Source organism: Caulobacter sp. 602-2, from assembly GCF_011043625.1.
Classification (GTDB): domain Bacteria; phylum Pseudomonadota; class Alphaproteobacteria; order Caulobacterales; family Caulobacteraceae; genus Caulobacter.
This window is the reverse complement of the sequence record NZ_JAAKGT010000003.1, coordinates 188,639-202,246: the sequence shown is the minus strand read 5'-3', so window position 1 is coordinate 202,246 and position 13,608 is coordinate 188,639. Positions and strand designations below refer to the sequence as shown.

10 protein-coding genes are annotated in these 13,608 nt (G+C 69.5%); 7 read left to right on the top strand and 3 right to left on the bottom strand.

The features are described 5' to 3' along the window. Positions 1-2 precede the first annotated feature (2 nt). Together G5B46_RS09215 and G5B46_RS09210 are read left to right on the top strand one after the other, a co-directional pair. Positions 3-548 carry a helix-turn-helix transcriptional regulator gene (locus G5B46_RS09215; RefSeq protein ID WP_165258003.1) on the top strand — a complete coding sequence of 182 codons (546 nt, stop codon included), beginning with the start codon at positions 3-5 and terminating at the stop codon, positions 546-548. 76 nt (positions 549-624) lie between these two features. Next, positions 625-1,800, top strand: a complete 1,176-nt coding sequence (locus G5B46_RS09210; protein WP_165258001.1) for an MFS transporter — start codon at positions 625-627, stop codon at positions 1,798-1,800. On the opposite strand, the gene G5B46_RS09205 is transcribed toward G5B46_RS09210, so the two are convergent. Further along, positions 1,797-2,276 carry a DUF3592 domain-containing protein gene (locus tag G5B46_RS09205; protein WP_165257999.1) on the bottom strand — a complete coding sequence of 160 codons (480 nt, stop codon included), beginning with the start codon at positions 2,274-2,276 and terminating at the stop codon, positions 1,797-1,799. The genes G5B46_RS09210 and G5B46_RS09205 overlap by 4 nt on opposite strands. Before the next feature lie 55 nt (positions 2,277-2,331). Continuing rightward, complete coding sequence (locus G5B46_RS09200) at positions 2,332-4,131, bottom strand: IlvD/Edd family dehydratase (protein ID WP_165257997.1); 1,800 nt, start codon at positions 4,129-4,131, stop codon at positions 2,332-2,334. A 449-nt stretch (positions 4,132-4,580) separates the two neighbouring features. Between G5B46_RS09200 and G5B46_RS09195 the strand changes: the two genes are divergently transcribed. The 4 genes from G5B46_RS09195 to G5B46_RS09180 all read left to right on the top strand — a co-directional run bounded on the left by G5B46_RS09195 (position 4,581) and on the right by G5B46_RS09180 (position 11,530). Continuing rightward, positions 4,581-5,501 carry a Gfo/Idh/MocA family oxidoreductase gene (locus G5B46_RS09195; protein WP_165257995.1) on the top strand — a complete coding sequence of 307 codons (921 nt, stop codon included), beginning with the start codon at positions 4,581-4,583 and terminating at the stop codon, positions 5,499-5,501. 111 nt (positions 5,502-5,612) lie between these two features. Continuing rightward, a complete protein-coding gene (locus tag G5B46_RS09190) occupies positions 5,613-7,133 on the top strand; it encodes an aldehyde dehydrogenase (NADP(+)) (protein WP_165257993.1) in 1,521 nt (506 codons plus the stop codon). A gap of 423 nt (positions 7,134-7,556) precedes the next feature. Next, on the top strand, positions 7,557-10,796 hold the full coding sequence (locus G5B46_RS09185) for an autotransporter outer membrane beta-barrel domain-containing protein (RefSeq protein ID WP_165257991.1): 3,240 nt from the start codon (positions 7,557-7,559) through the stop codon (positions 10,794-10,796). An 8-nt stretch (positions 10,797-10,804) separates the two neighbouring features. Then, positions 10,805-11,530, top strand: a complete 726-nt coding sequence (locus G5B46_RS09180) for a response regulator transcription factor (protein ID WP_165257989.1) — start codon at positions 10,805-10,807, stop codon at positions 11,528-11,530. Between the two features lie 112 nt (positions 11,531-11,642). Here the strand turns inward: G5B46_RS09180 and G5B46_RS09175 are convergent, their stop codons facing one another. Further along, a complete protein-coding gene (locus G5B46_RS09175) occupies positions 11,643-12,143 on the bottom strand; it encodes a hypothetical protein (RefSeq protein ID WP_165257987.1) in 501 nt (166 codons plus the stop codon). 148 nt (positions 12,144-12,291) lie between these two features. On the opposite strand from G5B46_RS09175, the gene G5B46_RS09170 reads away from it, so the two are divergent. After that, positions 12,292-13,605 (top strand): M20/M25/M40 family metallo-hydrolase, encoded by a 1,314-nt coding sequence (locus tag G5B46_RS09170; protein WP_165257985.1) that lies wholly within the window; start codon positions 12,292-12,294, stop codon positions 13,603-13,605. Positions 13,606-13,608 lie beyond the last annotated feature (3 nt).

Sequence of the window (13,608 nt, the reverse complement as noted above, 5' to 3'; positions counted from 1 at the left end):
CCATGATCCACGACCTGCCCATCGGCCTGGCGCTGCGCCGCTTCCGACGGCTGAACGCCGTCAAGCAGGGCGCCGTGGCCGATCTGCTGGCCGTTTCGCAGGGCACGGTGTCGCGCTGGGAGAGCGGCGAGCACGAGCCCGACGAGGCCCATCGCGAGCGGATCGCGGCCCTGATCGCGGCGAAGGCCGGCGAGGACAGCGACGCGGCGATCCGGCGGCTGGTCGAGACCTCGTCCCAGGCCGTGCACCTGGTCTGCGACGCCACCCATCGCCTGCTGGCCGCCTCGCCCTCGCGGCTGGCCTCGTGGCGGGTGGACGCCAGCGACTATCTGGGAGACTCGCTGTGGCGCTTCGCCAGTCCCGAGATCGCCTCGGCCGAGGCGGGGCTGGCGCGGTCGGGCTGGTTCGAGCGGCCCTACCAGCAGGTGCGCTTCCAGACCGGCGGCAACCATAGCCCCGAGATCCCGGTCGTGCCGGGTCTTCTGCAATGGGAGACGATCCCGCTCGCCGACGGCCGCGTTGGCCGCCTGACCACCACCATCGACTGACGCTCTTCGTACGCGTGGGCCCCCACGCATAAGTTTTTCGTGTCGCGCGAGGGCGCATCGGTCTAGGGGCGGCGCCATGCTGCGTTCCTGGTCCAACATCATCGCCCTGTGGCTCATCGGCGTGCTGGCCGCCGCCCAGCTTCCCAAGATCGCCGTGCTGGTTCCGGTGCTGCGCCAGCAGCTGGACCTGTCGCTGGCCCAGGCTGGCCTTTTGGTGTCGCTGCTGGAGATCGGCGGAGCCACCCTGGGCATCGCTGCGGGCCTGGCTCTCGGCCGGTTCGGCGGCCGCCGCTTCATGGCCATGGGCCTGGTTGGCCTGCTGGCGGCCAGCCTGGTCGAGGCCTTCGCGCCCAATGTCGCCGTGCTGTTCGCCGCCCGGGCGCTGGAGGGCGTGGCCTATCTGCTGGTGGTCATCGCCGCCCCGACCATGATCGCCGCCATCGCCTCGGACAAGGCGCGGGGGCCGGCCCTGGCGCTGTGGAGCACCTTCGTGGCCGTGGGCGTCGCCGTCGGCAGCGGCGTCACCGGTTTCGCCATGGCGGTCAGCGGTCCGCGCGGGGCGATGCTGCTGTGGGCGGTGCTGTGCGCGCTGGGCCTGCTGGTCGCTCTGCGCCAGCCCAAGGGCCTGTCGGACGGCGCCCGCATCGCCCTGCCGCCGCCGGCCGCCTGGGTGCTGACCTTCGGCTTTGGGCTCTACACCGTCTTCATCTGCGCCCTGACCATGCTGCTGCCCAGCTTCCTGATCGAGAAGGCCGGGGCGGGCGTGGCTGGGGCCAGCATCGCCACGGGCCTGGTCTCGCTGGCCGCCCTGCCGGGCTCGGCGATCGCCATCCGCATCCTGCACGCTGGCGCGCTGGACCGCCGCCGCCTGACCCTGGTGGTGGTTCCCGCCCTGCTGGCCACGGCCGCGGTCGCGCCCTTCGTCTTCCTGTCGGCCAAGGCCCTTCTGGTGGCCGCCGTCGCCTTCCTGGTGGTGCTGCTGAGCGGCGTCGCCTCGCCGCTGGTCTTCGCCCGCCTGCCGGCCCTGGCCGGCGGAACCGACGGCCCGCGCATCGCCGCCGCCAACGGCCTGCTGACCCAGTTCGGAGCCGGCGGCGCGCTGATCGGCCCGCCCCTGGGCGGCCTGGTCGTCGGCCGGTTCGGCTGGGAGGCCCTGGGCGTCGTCATCGCCGTGCTGGCCGTGGCCATGCTGGCGGCGATGCTTGCGGCCGAAGGGATGGCGCGGAAGGCGGACGGCCCCGCTTCGGCCTAGGCCTTCGGAGCGGCTCGCCTGCGGCGACGCTCGTCCCAGGCCAGCAACAGGACCGCGACGGCCGAGAAGAAGATCGGACCGCCGATGGCCACGGAGATGGCGTCGTCCAGGTCTTCGCCCGGCGACAGGTCGCTGCGTTCGGGCGCGTCGGGCAGACGCCAGACGGGGAGGGGATCTCCGACCTTCATGGCCTCGCAGACGCCGGCGGGCTGGTCCGTGCCCGAGTAGGTTCGCCCCTCCAGCTCGTAGGCATAGTCGACGGCGCCGCGATTGTCGCAGGTCGTGGCGGTCACGCGCCCCTCGACGCGGACGGCGTCTTGCAGGAACCGCTGGGCGGGAACGACCTCAAGCAGCCACAGTCCGCCCGCCCCGACGACCGCCAGGGTCACGAAGACGAGCAGCTTGGACAGGAGCCGATCACCGCTGCCGACCTTGGCTTGCGCTTCCATCATTCCGCCCTGATAGCAGGCGCGCATGAAAAAGCCGCCCAGGTTTCCCCGGGCGGCTCCTTATTCAGTGCTGGCGAAAGCCTTAGTGGCTGTCGCGCGGCAGGCCCTTGGTCTGGGCGATGCGCTGGTACTTCACGGCCGGTTCCAGCACCGCGCCGGTCTCCATCTGGCCGACGATGGCGCGCTGGATCTCCTGCCACGGGGTCTGGCTTTCCGGATACTGGTAGCCGCCGGCGGCTTCGAGGGCCTTGCGGCGCTCGGCCACTTCCTCGGGGCTGATCAGCACGTCGACGCGCGACTTGCGCAGGTCGAAGCGCACGCGGTCGCCGGTCTTCAGCAGGGCCAGGCCGCCGCCGACGGCGGCTTCCGGCGAGGCGTTGAGGATCGACGGCGAACCCGAGGTGCCCGACTGGCGGCCGTCGCCGATGCAGGGCAGCTGCTTGACGCCGCGCTTGATCAGGTAGTCGGGGGCCCGCATGTTCACCACCTCGGCCGAGCCGGGGTAGCCGACGGGGCCGGCGCCCCGCATGAACATGATCGAGTTCTCGGTGATGCCGACCGACGGGTCGTCGATGCGATGGTGATAGTCTTCGGGACCATCGAACACCACGGCGTCGCCGACGAAGGCGTCCGGGTCTTCGGGGTTCGACAGGTAGCGGTCGCGGAACTCGCCCGAGATCACGCTGGTCTTCATGATCGCCGAGTTGAACAGGTTGCCGCGCATCACGACGAAGCCGGCGCGCTCGACCAGCGGGTTGTCGAAGGTGCGGATGACGTCGGCGTCCTCGATGGTCGCGTCGCGGCAGGCGTCGCCCATGGTCTGGCCCGAGACGGTCATGGCGTCTTCGTGGATCAGGCCCTGCTTGATCAGCTGGGCGGTGACCGCCGGAACGCCGCCGGCGTGGTAGTAGTCTTCGCCCAGGTACTTGCCGGCCGGCTGCAGGTTGACCAGCAGCGGCACGTCCTCGCCCTTCTCCTGCCAGTCGTCGACGGTCAGCTCGACGCCGATGTGGCGGGCCAGGGCGTTCAGGTGGATCGGGGCGTTGGTCGAGCCGCCGATGGCCGAGTTGACGACGATGGCGTTGAGGAACGCTTCGCGGGTCAGGATGTCGGACGGCTTGAGGTCTTCCTTGACCATGTCGACGATGCGCAGGCCGGTCAGGTAGGCGTTTTCCTGGCGGTCGCGATAGGGCGCCGGGATCGCGGCCGAGCCGGTGAGCGACATGCCCAGCGCCTCGGTCAGCGAGTTCATCGTCGTGGCCGTGCCCATGGTGTTGCAGAAGCCGGTCGACGGGGCCGACGAGGCGACCAGCTTGATGAAGCCGGCGTTGTCGATCTCGCCGGCGGCCAGCATCTCGCGGGCCTTCCAGACGATGGTGCCCGAGCCGGTGCGCTCACCCTTGTACCAGCCGTTCAGCATCGGGCCGACCGACAGGGCGATGGCCGGGATGTTGACCGTTGCGGCGGCCATCAGGCAGGCCGGGGTGGTCTTGTCGCAGCCGATGGTCAGCACGACGCCGTCGATTGGGTAGCCGTACAGGGTCTCGACCAGGCCCAGGTACGACAGGTTGCGGTCGAGGCCCGCGGTCGGGCGCTTGCCGGTTTCCTGGATTGGGTGGACCGGGAATTCGATGGCGATGCCGCCGGCGGTGCGGATGCCTTCACGCACGCGTTCGGCCAGCACCAGGTGGTGACGGTTGCAGGGCGACAGGTCCGAACCGGTCTGGGCGATGCCGATGATCGGCTTGCCCGACTGCAGCTCTTCCAGCGTCAGGCCGTAGTTCAGATAGCGCTCGAGATAGAGCGCCGTCATGTCCACGTTGTCGGGATTGTCGAACCAGGCCCGCGAACGAAGGGTGCTGGGCGCGGACTTGGTGGTCATGTCGGTCCTGTTTTTCCTCGATCGATCCAACCGGATCGCCTCGCCGGGCGAGGTTTATACTATTTGTCTGACTATACCGGCGAGGGCGGAGCGTCAACGACCGCCATGGCGGGGAAACGTCACATGCCTTCAAGGTCTTGCGACCCGATCGCAAGAGTGAAAAAGGCGATCGAACGCCGATGATAGCGCTCACATTCTAGCGTCGGTCGCCCTGTCGCGCTATCCACGACATCGTTCGACCAACGCGGAATATGTAGGACCATTGCGCGTCGAGGTCGAGCATGGAAGCGGCTTTCCGCTCGGGCCGGGCCGCCGTCGGGCTTTGCGGGCGGCGTTATCGGCCCGATTTCTCGGTCCTGTTTGACAGCGCTGGGGAGGGCGCTATTTGTCGGACTAATCTTACAGAGGCCGCGAGGCGCGGCCCGAACCATCGTCAGGTGTCCGTCCAGATGACCATCCGCATCGCCATCGTCGGCCTGGGCAAGATCGCCCGCGACCAGCACCTGCCGGCCATCGAGAAGGACGGGCGCTTCGAACTGGCGGCCGTGGCCAGCCGCAGCGCCGGCGTCGACGGCGTCCCGCACTTCACCGACCTTTCCGAACTGCTGGCCTCGGACGTGCAGTTCGACGCCGTCGCCCTGTGCACCCCGCCGCAGGTGCGCCACACGATCGCCCGCCAGGCCATCGACGCGGGCAAGCACGTGATGCTGGAAAAGCCCCCCGGCGCGACGCTGAGCGAGGTCGAGGACCTCAAGGCCGCCGCCCAGGCCAAGGGCGTCACCCTGCAGACCACCTGGCACTCGCGCTACGCCACCGCCGTCGCGCCGGCCCAGACCTGGCTGTCGGGCAAGACCATCAAGTCGGTGCAGATCAACTGGAAGGAAGACGTGCGCGTCTGGCATCCGGGCCAGACCTGGATCTGGCAGGCCGGCGGCCTGGGCGTCTTCGATCCGGGCATCAACGCCCTGTCGATCGCCACCGTCGTGCTGCCGGCCTTCTTCCTGGAGAAGGCGACGCTGCACGTGCCGGAGAACTGCCAGTCGCCGGTCGAGGCGCAGCTGACCTTCCGCACCGTGACCGGCGCGCCGGTCCAGGCCGACTTCGACTTTCTGCAGACCGGCGAGCAGAGCTGGGACATCATCATCGACACCGACGGCGGCGAACTGAAGCTGTCGCACGGCGGTTCGCGCCTGTGGGTCGACGGTGAGCTGACGCACGAAGGTCCGGACGAGGAATATCCGGGCCTTTACGACGCCTTCGCTCGCCTGATCGCGGCCGGCGGCTCGGACGTCGACGTCAGCCCGCTGCGCCACGTGGCCGACGCCTTCCTGCTGGGCGAACGGGTCACGGCGCCGGCCTTCATCGAATAGCCTATACCCATGCAAAATAAGCATTGGTTGCGCTAACATTGGACTGACAACCGGACGCGGAACGGCCTATATGCGGGGCCATTCCCGTCCGCCAGAACGCGAGCGTCCGTCATGACTGAACTCCGCAGCCTGAATCCCGCCACCGGCGAGCACTTCGGCGAGGTCTTCCCCGAACCGACCGCGGAGCAGATCGAGGCGGCCCTGGCCGCCGCGAACGCCGCCTTCGACGTCTATCGCGAGACCGATCTCGAAACCCGCGCGGCCTTCCTCGAAGGTGTCGCCGCCGAGATCGAAGCCATCGGCGACGACCTGATCGTGCGCGCCATGGCCGAGACCGGCCTGCCGCGTCCGCGCCTGGAAGGCGAGCGCGGCCGCACGACCGGCCAGCTGCGCCTGTTCGCCAAGACCGTCCGCCAGGGCGACTTCCTGGGCGCGCGCATCGACCCGGCCCAGCCGGAGCGCAAGCCGCTGCCGCGCGCCGACCTGCGCCAGCGCTTCATTGGTCTTGGTCCGGTCGCCGTGTTCGGCGCCAGCAACTTCCCGCTGGCCTTCTCGACCGCCGGCGGCGACACCGCCGCGGCCCTGGCCGCCGGCTGCCCGGTCGTGTTCAAGGGCCACCCGGCTCACCCCGGCACCGCCGCCCTGGTCGGCGCGGCCATCAGCAAGGCCGTCGAGAAGGCGGGCCTGCCGGCCGGCGTGTTCTCGCTGCTGACCGGCCAGACCCATGAACTGGGCGGCGCCCTGGTTCGTGACAGCCGCATCAAGGCCGTCGGCTTCACCGGCTCGCGCGCCGGCGGCGTGGCGCTGATGAAGATTGCGAACGAACGCCCCGAGCCGATCCCGGTCTATGCCGAGATGAGCAGCGTCAACCCGGTGATCCTGTTCCCGCACGCCCTGGCCGCCCGCGCCGAGGCCCTCGGGACCGCCTTCGTCGGCTCGCTGACGATGGGTTCGGGCCAGTTCTGCACCAATCCGGGCCTGATCTTCGCCCTGGCCGGTCCGGACTTTGACAAGTTCGTGGCCTCGGCCTCGGCCGCCCTGGCCGGCGCCCATCCGCAGGTCATGCTCACCCCGGGCATCTTCGGCGCCTACGAGCAGGGCGTCGAGAAGCTGGGCTCGCGTCCCGGCGTCACCGTGGCCGCCCGCGGTCTGGTCGGCGAAGGCTGCAACCAGGGCCAGGGCGCCCTGTTCGTGGTCGAGGCCGAAACCTTCGCCGCCGACCCGGCTCTCAGCCATGAAGTGTTCGGCTCGTCGTCGGTGATCGTCCGCTGCCCGGACATCGCCACCCTGGCCAGCCTGCTGGAAGGCCTGGAAGGCCAGCTGACCGCCACCCTGCACCTCGATGCGGAAGACGCCGAGCAGGCCCGCGGCCTGCTGCCGATCCTCGAGCGCAAGGCCGGCCGCATCCTGGCCAACGGCTGGCCGACCGGCGTGGAAGTGGCTCCGGCCATGGTCCACGGCGGCCCGTTCCCGGCCACTTCGGACGGCCGCTCGACCTCGGTCGGCACTCGCGCCGTCGAGCGCTTCCTGCGTCCGGTCTGCTACCAGGACCTGCCCGACGTGCTGCTGCCGGCGGCGCTGAAGGAAGCCAACCCCCTGGGGATCAAGCGCGCCGTCGACGGCGTGCTGTAGGAAAGACCGATCCTTCGGGATCAACCAAGAGCGCGCGGGGGAAACCTCGCGCGCTTTTTCTTTGTCAGAGCAGCCGCTCGGCCAGCAGCCAGACGCTGAAGGCGAGACACGAGGCGGGGATCAGCACCTTGCCCATGGCGGGGGCTCCTTGGTCGATGGAGCCATCATCGCCGATCGCGGAATCGGGCGCTTGGACGCGGCCGCTCCGCCGTGAACATTCTTGCGGCGACGTCTAAATCGTCGGTTTCGCCCATCAGGCGCAACACTTGGCGGGCGAGCCTGAACGCTGGCGACAACCTTCCGGCCGCTTTGAAACGGAAGTGTATCGGCGAGGCGCTCGCCGTAGCCGCGCGGAAATTTGCGAGACACGCCTGGGCCATGCAGGCCCCCTAAGCCTCGGAGGTTCCTTCAAGCGGGTCCTCCATGTCGCGTAAGCTTCTGATCCTCTCGGCCGCCGCCCTGCCGATGCTGCTGCACGCCGCCCAAGCGGCCGCCGAGACGGAAGTCACCAGCAGCAGCCGCACGACGCCGATCGCCACCTCGACGGCGGCCAGCGGCGCGGCCGACGACGTCAAGGTCACCACCGACGGGGTGATCACCCTCAGCGCCGAGGGCGCGATCGCCACGGTCGACAGCAACAACACCCTGACCAACAACGGCACGCTGACCAGCACGGACGTCTCCAACTCGACGGGCATCCTGATCAACAGCGGGCTCACCTCGACGGTGACCAACGGCGGCACGATCAGCCTGACCGAGGACTATGACTACGTCGATAGCGACAGCGACGGCGACTATGACGGCCAGTTCGCGCTGGGGACCAACCGCTATGGCATCCGCCTGACCGGATCGGGCGACTATACCGGCACGATCGAGAACACCGGGGCCATCACGATCGAGGGCAACAACTCGGTCGGGATCATGCTGGAATCGTCGGTGATCGGCGACATCCTCAACTCCGGCTCGATCGCGATCACGGGCGACGACGCCTACGGGATCCGCAACACCGCCAAGGTGACGGGCGACATCGTCAGCGACGGCTCGATCAGCGTGCTGGGGGCCAACAGCGTCGGCCTGGCGGTCGACGGCGAGGTCGACGGCTCGGTCATCGTCCAGGGCACGATCACCGCCACCGGCTATCGCTACACCAGCCGCTACACCGATCCGGACGACGAGGCGCTGCTCGACGCCGACGACCTGCTGCAGGGCGGCTCGGCGATCAAGATCACCAGCAACGTCTCCAAGGGCCTGGTGCTGGACGCCCCGCCCACCGACACCAACGACGACACCACCGACGACGAGGACGGCGACGGCGTCGCCGACGACGAAGAAGGAACCGCGGCCGTCTATGTCTATGGCGGCGCGCCGGCGATCCAGATCGGCTCCGACAGTCAGGCCGTCACCCTCGGCTCGGCCGGGGAGGGGATCTACGACTACGGCCTGGTGATCCGCGGCTCGGTCGGCGCCTACGGCGTGCATGCCGGCGTCACGGCCACCGGCGTGCAGATCGGCGGCTCGGCCGGCTACGAGACCCTGGTCACCAACGGGATCAACCTGGAAGGCTCGATCTCGGCAAGCGCCTACGAGGCCGACGCCATGGGCCTGCACCTGACCTCCGGCGCCATCGCCTCGATCCTCAACAACAGCGGCGCGCTCAGCGGCTCGGTCGAGGCCGAGGGAAGCTCGAACGCCTACGCCCTGCTGATCGACGCCGGGGCGACCATGAACTCGGTCGTCAACAGCGGCAGCATCATCGCCACCCTGTCGGGGGAGACCGGGAACGCCAACGCCATCGTCGACAATTCCGGCACGCTGACCAGCATCACCAACACCGGCACGATCGCCGCTTACGTGGCGGCCACCGACGACGACTACGACACCGACGACAGCAACACCGACGCTGCCGACGAGACGGTGACCGGCAAGGCCATCGCCATCAACCTGAAGGCCAACACCACCGGCGTCACCATCACCCAGACCGGCGTCGACGATGGTGACGACGGCGACGACGGGGTGGCCGACACCGATGCCGACGGCGACGGCGTGGACGACGCCGACGAGCCGGCGATCATCGGCCAGGTGCTGCTGGGCTCGGGCGACGACACCCTGAACCTGCTGAACGGCACGCTGTACGGCGACATGTCGTTCGGCGACGGCGCCGACACGCTGAACATCGACGGCACGGCCTACGCCATCGGCGGCCTCTACGACAGCGACGGCAAGCTCTCGATCAACATCGGCAACGGCGGCCTGCTGATCACCAACACCGACACCATCAAGGCCACCAGCCTGAACCTGGGCTCGGACAGCACGCTGGTGTTCACGGTCGACCCCAACGCCGGGACCTCGACCCAGCTGGTGGTCGACACCGCCACCATCGCCAGCGGCGCGAACCTGGGCCTGGTGTTCAACAACCTGCTGACCAGCGCCAGCACCTTCAAGGTGATCTCGGCCGGGACGCTGACCGCCGGCGAGATCGACCAGGACCTGCTGGGCGACGCGCCCTACCTCTATGTCGCCAGCGCCCACGTCCAGGACAACGACGTGCTGATCGACGTGCGCCGGCGCACGGCCGCCGAGGCCGGCATGACCAGCGGCCAGGCCTCCGCCTACGACGCGACCTTCGCCGCGCTCAGCGCCAACGACGACATCGCCGCCGCCTTCCTCAGCCAGTCGACCAGCGACGGCTTCTACAATCTCTACAACCAGATGCTGCCCAGCACGGGCGAGGGGATGTTCACCACCCTGCAGGCCGTGCAGCAGCAGATCTCGGCCTCGACCGCCATCCGTCCCGACGGCCAGGACCGCTACGGCCCCGACAGCGTCTGGGTGCAGGAGGTCAACAGCCTGGTGCGGATCGAGGACGGCGAGAACCTCGGCTCGGACACCAAGGCCACGGGCCTGGTCGCCGGCTACGAGGCCATGGGCGACGCCGGCGGCGCGCTGGGCGTCACGCTGGCCTTCGTCAGCCTGGAAGAGAAGGACACCGCCGCCAAGGTCGGCGAGGAGACCACGGCCTCGCTGTTCCAGGCCGGAACCTACTGGCGCCGGTCGGTCGGCGGCTGGCGCTTCAACCTCGGCGGCGGCCTCGGCTACATCCGCTTCAACGGCGACCGCAGCTTCATCAGCGCCGACGTCGACGACGACGGCGAGGCCGACGCGGCGGTGACCAACACCGCGGCCTGGAACGGCTTCACCGCCAACGCCTTCGCCGGGATCGGCTACGAGCACAGGTTCGGCCGCAACTACATCCGCCCCGAGGCGCGCCTCGACTACGTCTATCTGTGGGAAGGCGAGCGCAAGGAGCACGGCGGCGGCGAGGGCTTCGACCAGACGGTGGCCTCGCGCAAGTACGACAACCTGTCGGGCGACATCGGCGTGGCCTTCGGCCGCGAGTTCGGCAAGGAGGTCTGGGTCCGTCCCGAGGTCCGCGTCGGCTATCGCAGGACCCTGGCCGGCAAGTACGCCGACACCACGGCCTGGTACTCGGGCGGCACGCCGTTCACGATCCTGGGCAACACCTCGCGCACCGACGCGGTGACGCTGAACCTGGCCCTGCGCGCCGGTTCCGACCTTTCCTATTTCGCCCTGGAGGGCGGGGCCGAGGCCTCGCGTCGCCAGACCCGTTATTCGGCCCGGCTCGTCGGCCGGGCGATGTTCTGAGAACGCCCGTGAGACCCCGCCTGCTCATCGTCGACCCCGACGTCGACTCCCGCGCCGCCATCAGCTCGCTGCTGGGCCGGTTCGACCTGGAAGTGCTCGAAGCCGCCTCGGCCCGCGAGATGGACCAGATCCTGGGCCGCACCCAGATCGAACTGGTCGTCATGGACATCCTGCTGCCCGACGAGGCCGGCCTGTCGGTCTGCGCGCGCCTGCGCCGCCTCAACCCCGCGCCGGGCGTGGTGGTGGTCAGCGCCGTCGACGACGAGAGCGACGTGGTCGTCGGCCTGGAGATGGGCGTCGACGACTACATCGCCAAGCCGTTCCGCCCGCGCGAGACCGCCGCCCGCATCCGCGCCGCGGTGCGCCGCCGCCAGGCCTGGCGCGCGCCCGAACCTGTGGCCGCCCCGCCGGTCTACCAGTTCAGCGGCTGGCGCCTGAACGTGGCCACCCACGAGCTGTTCGATCCACGTGGCGAGTCGGTGAACCTGTCGTCGGCCGAGTTCCTGGTGCTGTGGACCCTGGTGGCCAAGCCCCAGCAGATCCTGACCCGCGACCAGCTGCAGCAGGGCCCGCCCGAGGCCCGCAGCAAGGCCCCGCCCCAGCAGATCAACGTCACCATCAGCCGCCTGCGCAGCAAGCTGCGCCGGTCGGAGGGCGGGGCGCAGATGGTGCGCACCGTGCGCCACGCGGGCTACATGTTCGCGCCGCGCGTGGACCGGGTGCACGCGGATTGAGACGTGCGTCCTTCGAGGCCCGCTGCGCGGGCGCCTCAGGATGAGGAAGTCAGTGCGATAACGTCCTCATCCTGAGGAGCGAGGCGCAGCCGAGCCTCGAAGGACGCAGGACCTACTTCTTCCGCACGAAGACCAGGCTCTGGTCCGGCGGGCCGGGTTTGCCGTCGATGTCCTGCTCGACCAGGATGGTGTCGGGCGCGGTGACGCCCACGCGCATGCTCTGGCGGCGGCCGGTCTGGCCGTGGGTCATGACCGCCACGCTGGACTGGCCGGTGCGCTCGACGCTCAAGGTCACGAAGTTGAAGTTGACCACGGCCCGGGTGGGCGAGCCGTCCAGCGGCGCGTCGGCGAACTGGATGGCGGCCACGCCCTCGTCGTCCTCCTCGACCAGGGTCCAGGCGATCGCCTTGCCGTCGTCCTTGGTGATGTCGAGCTCGCCGCTGATCGGCGCGGCGCCGGTCAGGGGTTCGTTGAAGCGCGAGCGCGACAGGTCCAGCGTCCATTTGCCGGCCACGCCGAGGGGACCGGCCGCTTGAGCCTGAGCCAGGGCGGGGGCGGCGGACAGCAGCAGGCCAAGGCCCGCGAGCGCGGCGGCGGCTTTCAGGTGGGCCATGGCGTGTCTTCCGGGCGGTGGCTTACGAAGGGTCAATGTCGGGTGGCGAGCGGCGTTCGTCCAGAGGAGCCGTCCCGAACATTTGGGGATTGCCAAGCCGGCCGTCGCCCCGCTCTGGTCGGCGCACCTGGAATCGGAGCCTTCGCCCATGCGCCGCCTGTCGCGTTCGATGCTGTTCGCCGCCTCCCTGTTCGCGGCCGGCGCCCTCTATGGTCCCGAGGCCGACGCCGCCGAGAAGACCGACACCTCGGTCAAGGCCGTGCAGAAGATCGTCGGCGGCCCGGGCTTCAAGGCCGCCGTGAAGCAGCTGGACGCCGACTACGACCGCACCGTCGCCGACATCGTCACCCTGACCGAGATCCCCGCGCCGCCCTTCAAGGAAGAAAAGCGCGCCAAGGCCTATCTGGAGATGCTCAAGGCCGTGGGCCTGAGCGACGTCGAGATGGACGCCGAAGGCAACGTCATGGGCGTGCGGGCCGGGACGGCGACCAAGGGCAAGGGCCCGTTCGTGGTCATCGCCGCCCACCTCGACACCGTCTTCCCCGAAGGCACCGACGTGAAGGTCAAGCGCGAGGGCACCAAGCTATCGGCGCCCGGCATCGGCGACGACACGCGTTCGCTGGCCGTACTGCTGGCCTATGTGCGGGCGATGGACGCGGCCAAGATCAAGACCAAGGCCGACATCCTGTTCGTCGGCAATGTGGGCGAGGAGGGGCCGGGCGACCTGCGCGGGGTCAAGCACCTCTTCAACCAGGGCAAGTACAAGGGCCGGATCAGCGCCTTCTTCTCGATGGACGGCTCGGATCCCTCGCGCATCGTCGACCGGGGCGTCGGCTCCAAGCGCTACCGCGTCACCTTCAAGGGCCCGGGCGGCCACAGCTACGGCGCGTTCGGCGTGGTCAACCCGATGACGGCCATGGCCCAGTCGGTGGTCGACCTCTATGCGGTCAAGCCGCCGGCCGATCCCAAGACCACCTATTCGGCCAGCGTCGTGGGCGGGGGCACCTCGGTGAACTCGATCCCCAACCAGATCTTCCTGGAGTTCGACATGCGCTCGGAAAGCGCCGCCGAACTGGCCAAGCTGGACCAGACCTTCATCGGCATCCTCGACAAGGCCGTGGCCGGCGAGAACGCCGCCCGCTCGACCAAGCCAGGCATGATTTCCTACGACGCCAAGGTGATCGGCGAGCGCCCGGCCGGCGGCACGGATCCGCAGGCGACCATCGTCACGGCGACGGCGGCGGCGATCTCGGCCCTGGGCTTCAAGCCCGAGCACGAGGCCTCGTCCACCGACGCCAACCTGCCCATGAGCCTGGGCGTTCCGGCCATCACCATCGGCGCCGGCGGCAAGGGCGGCCGCGCCCACGCCCTGGACGAATGGATCGACGTCGAGAAGGGCGAGACGCTGAAGGGCATGCAGGTGGGCCTGGCGGCGCTCCTGGCCGTGGCAGGCGTGGAGTAGGAG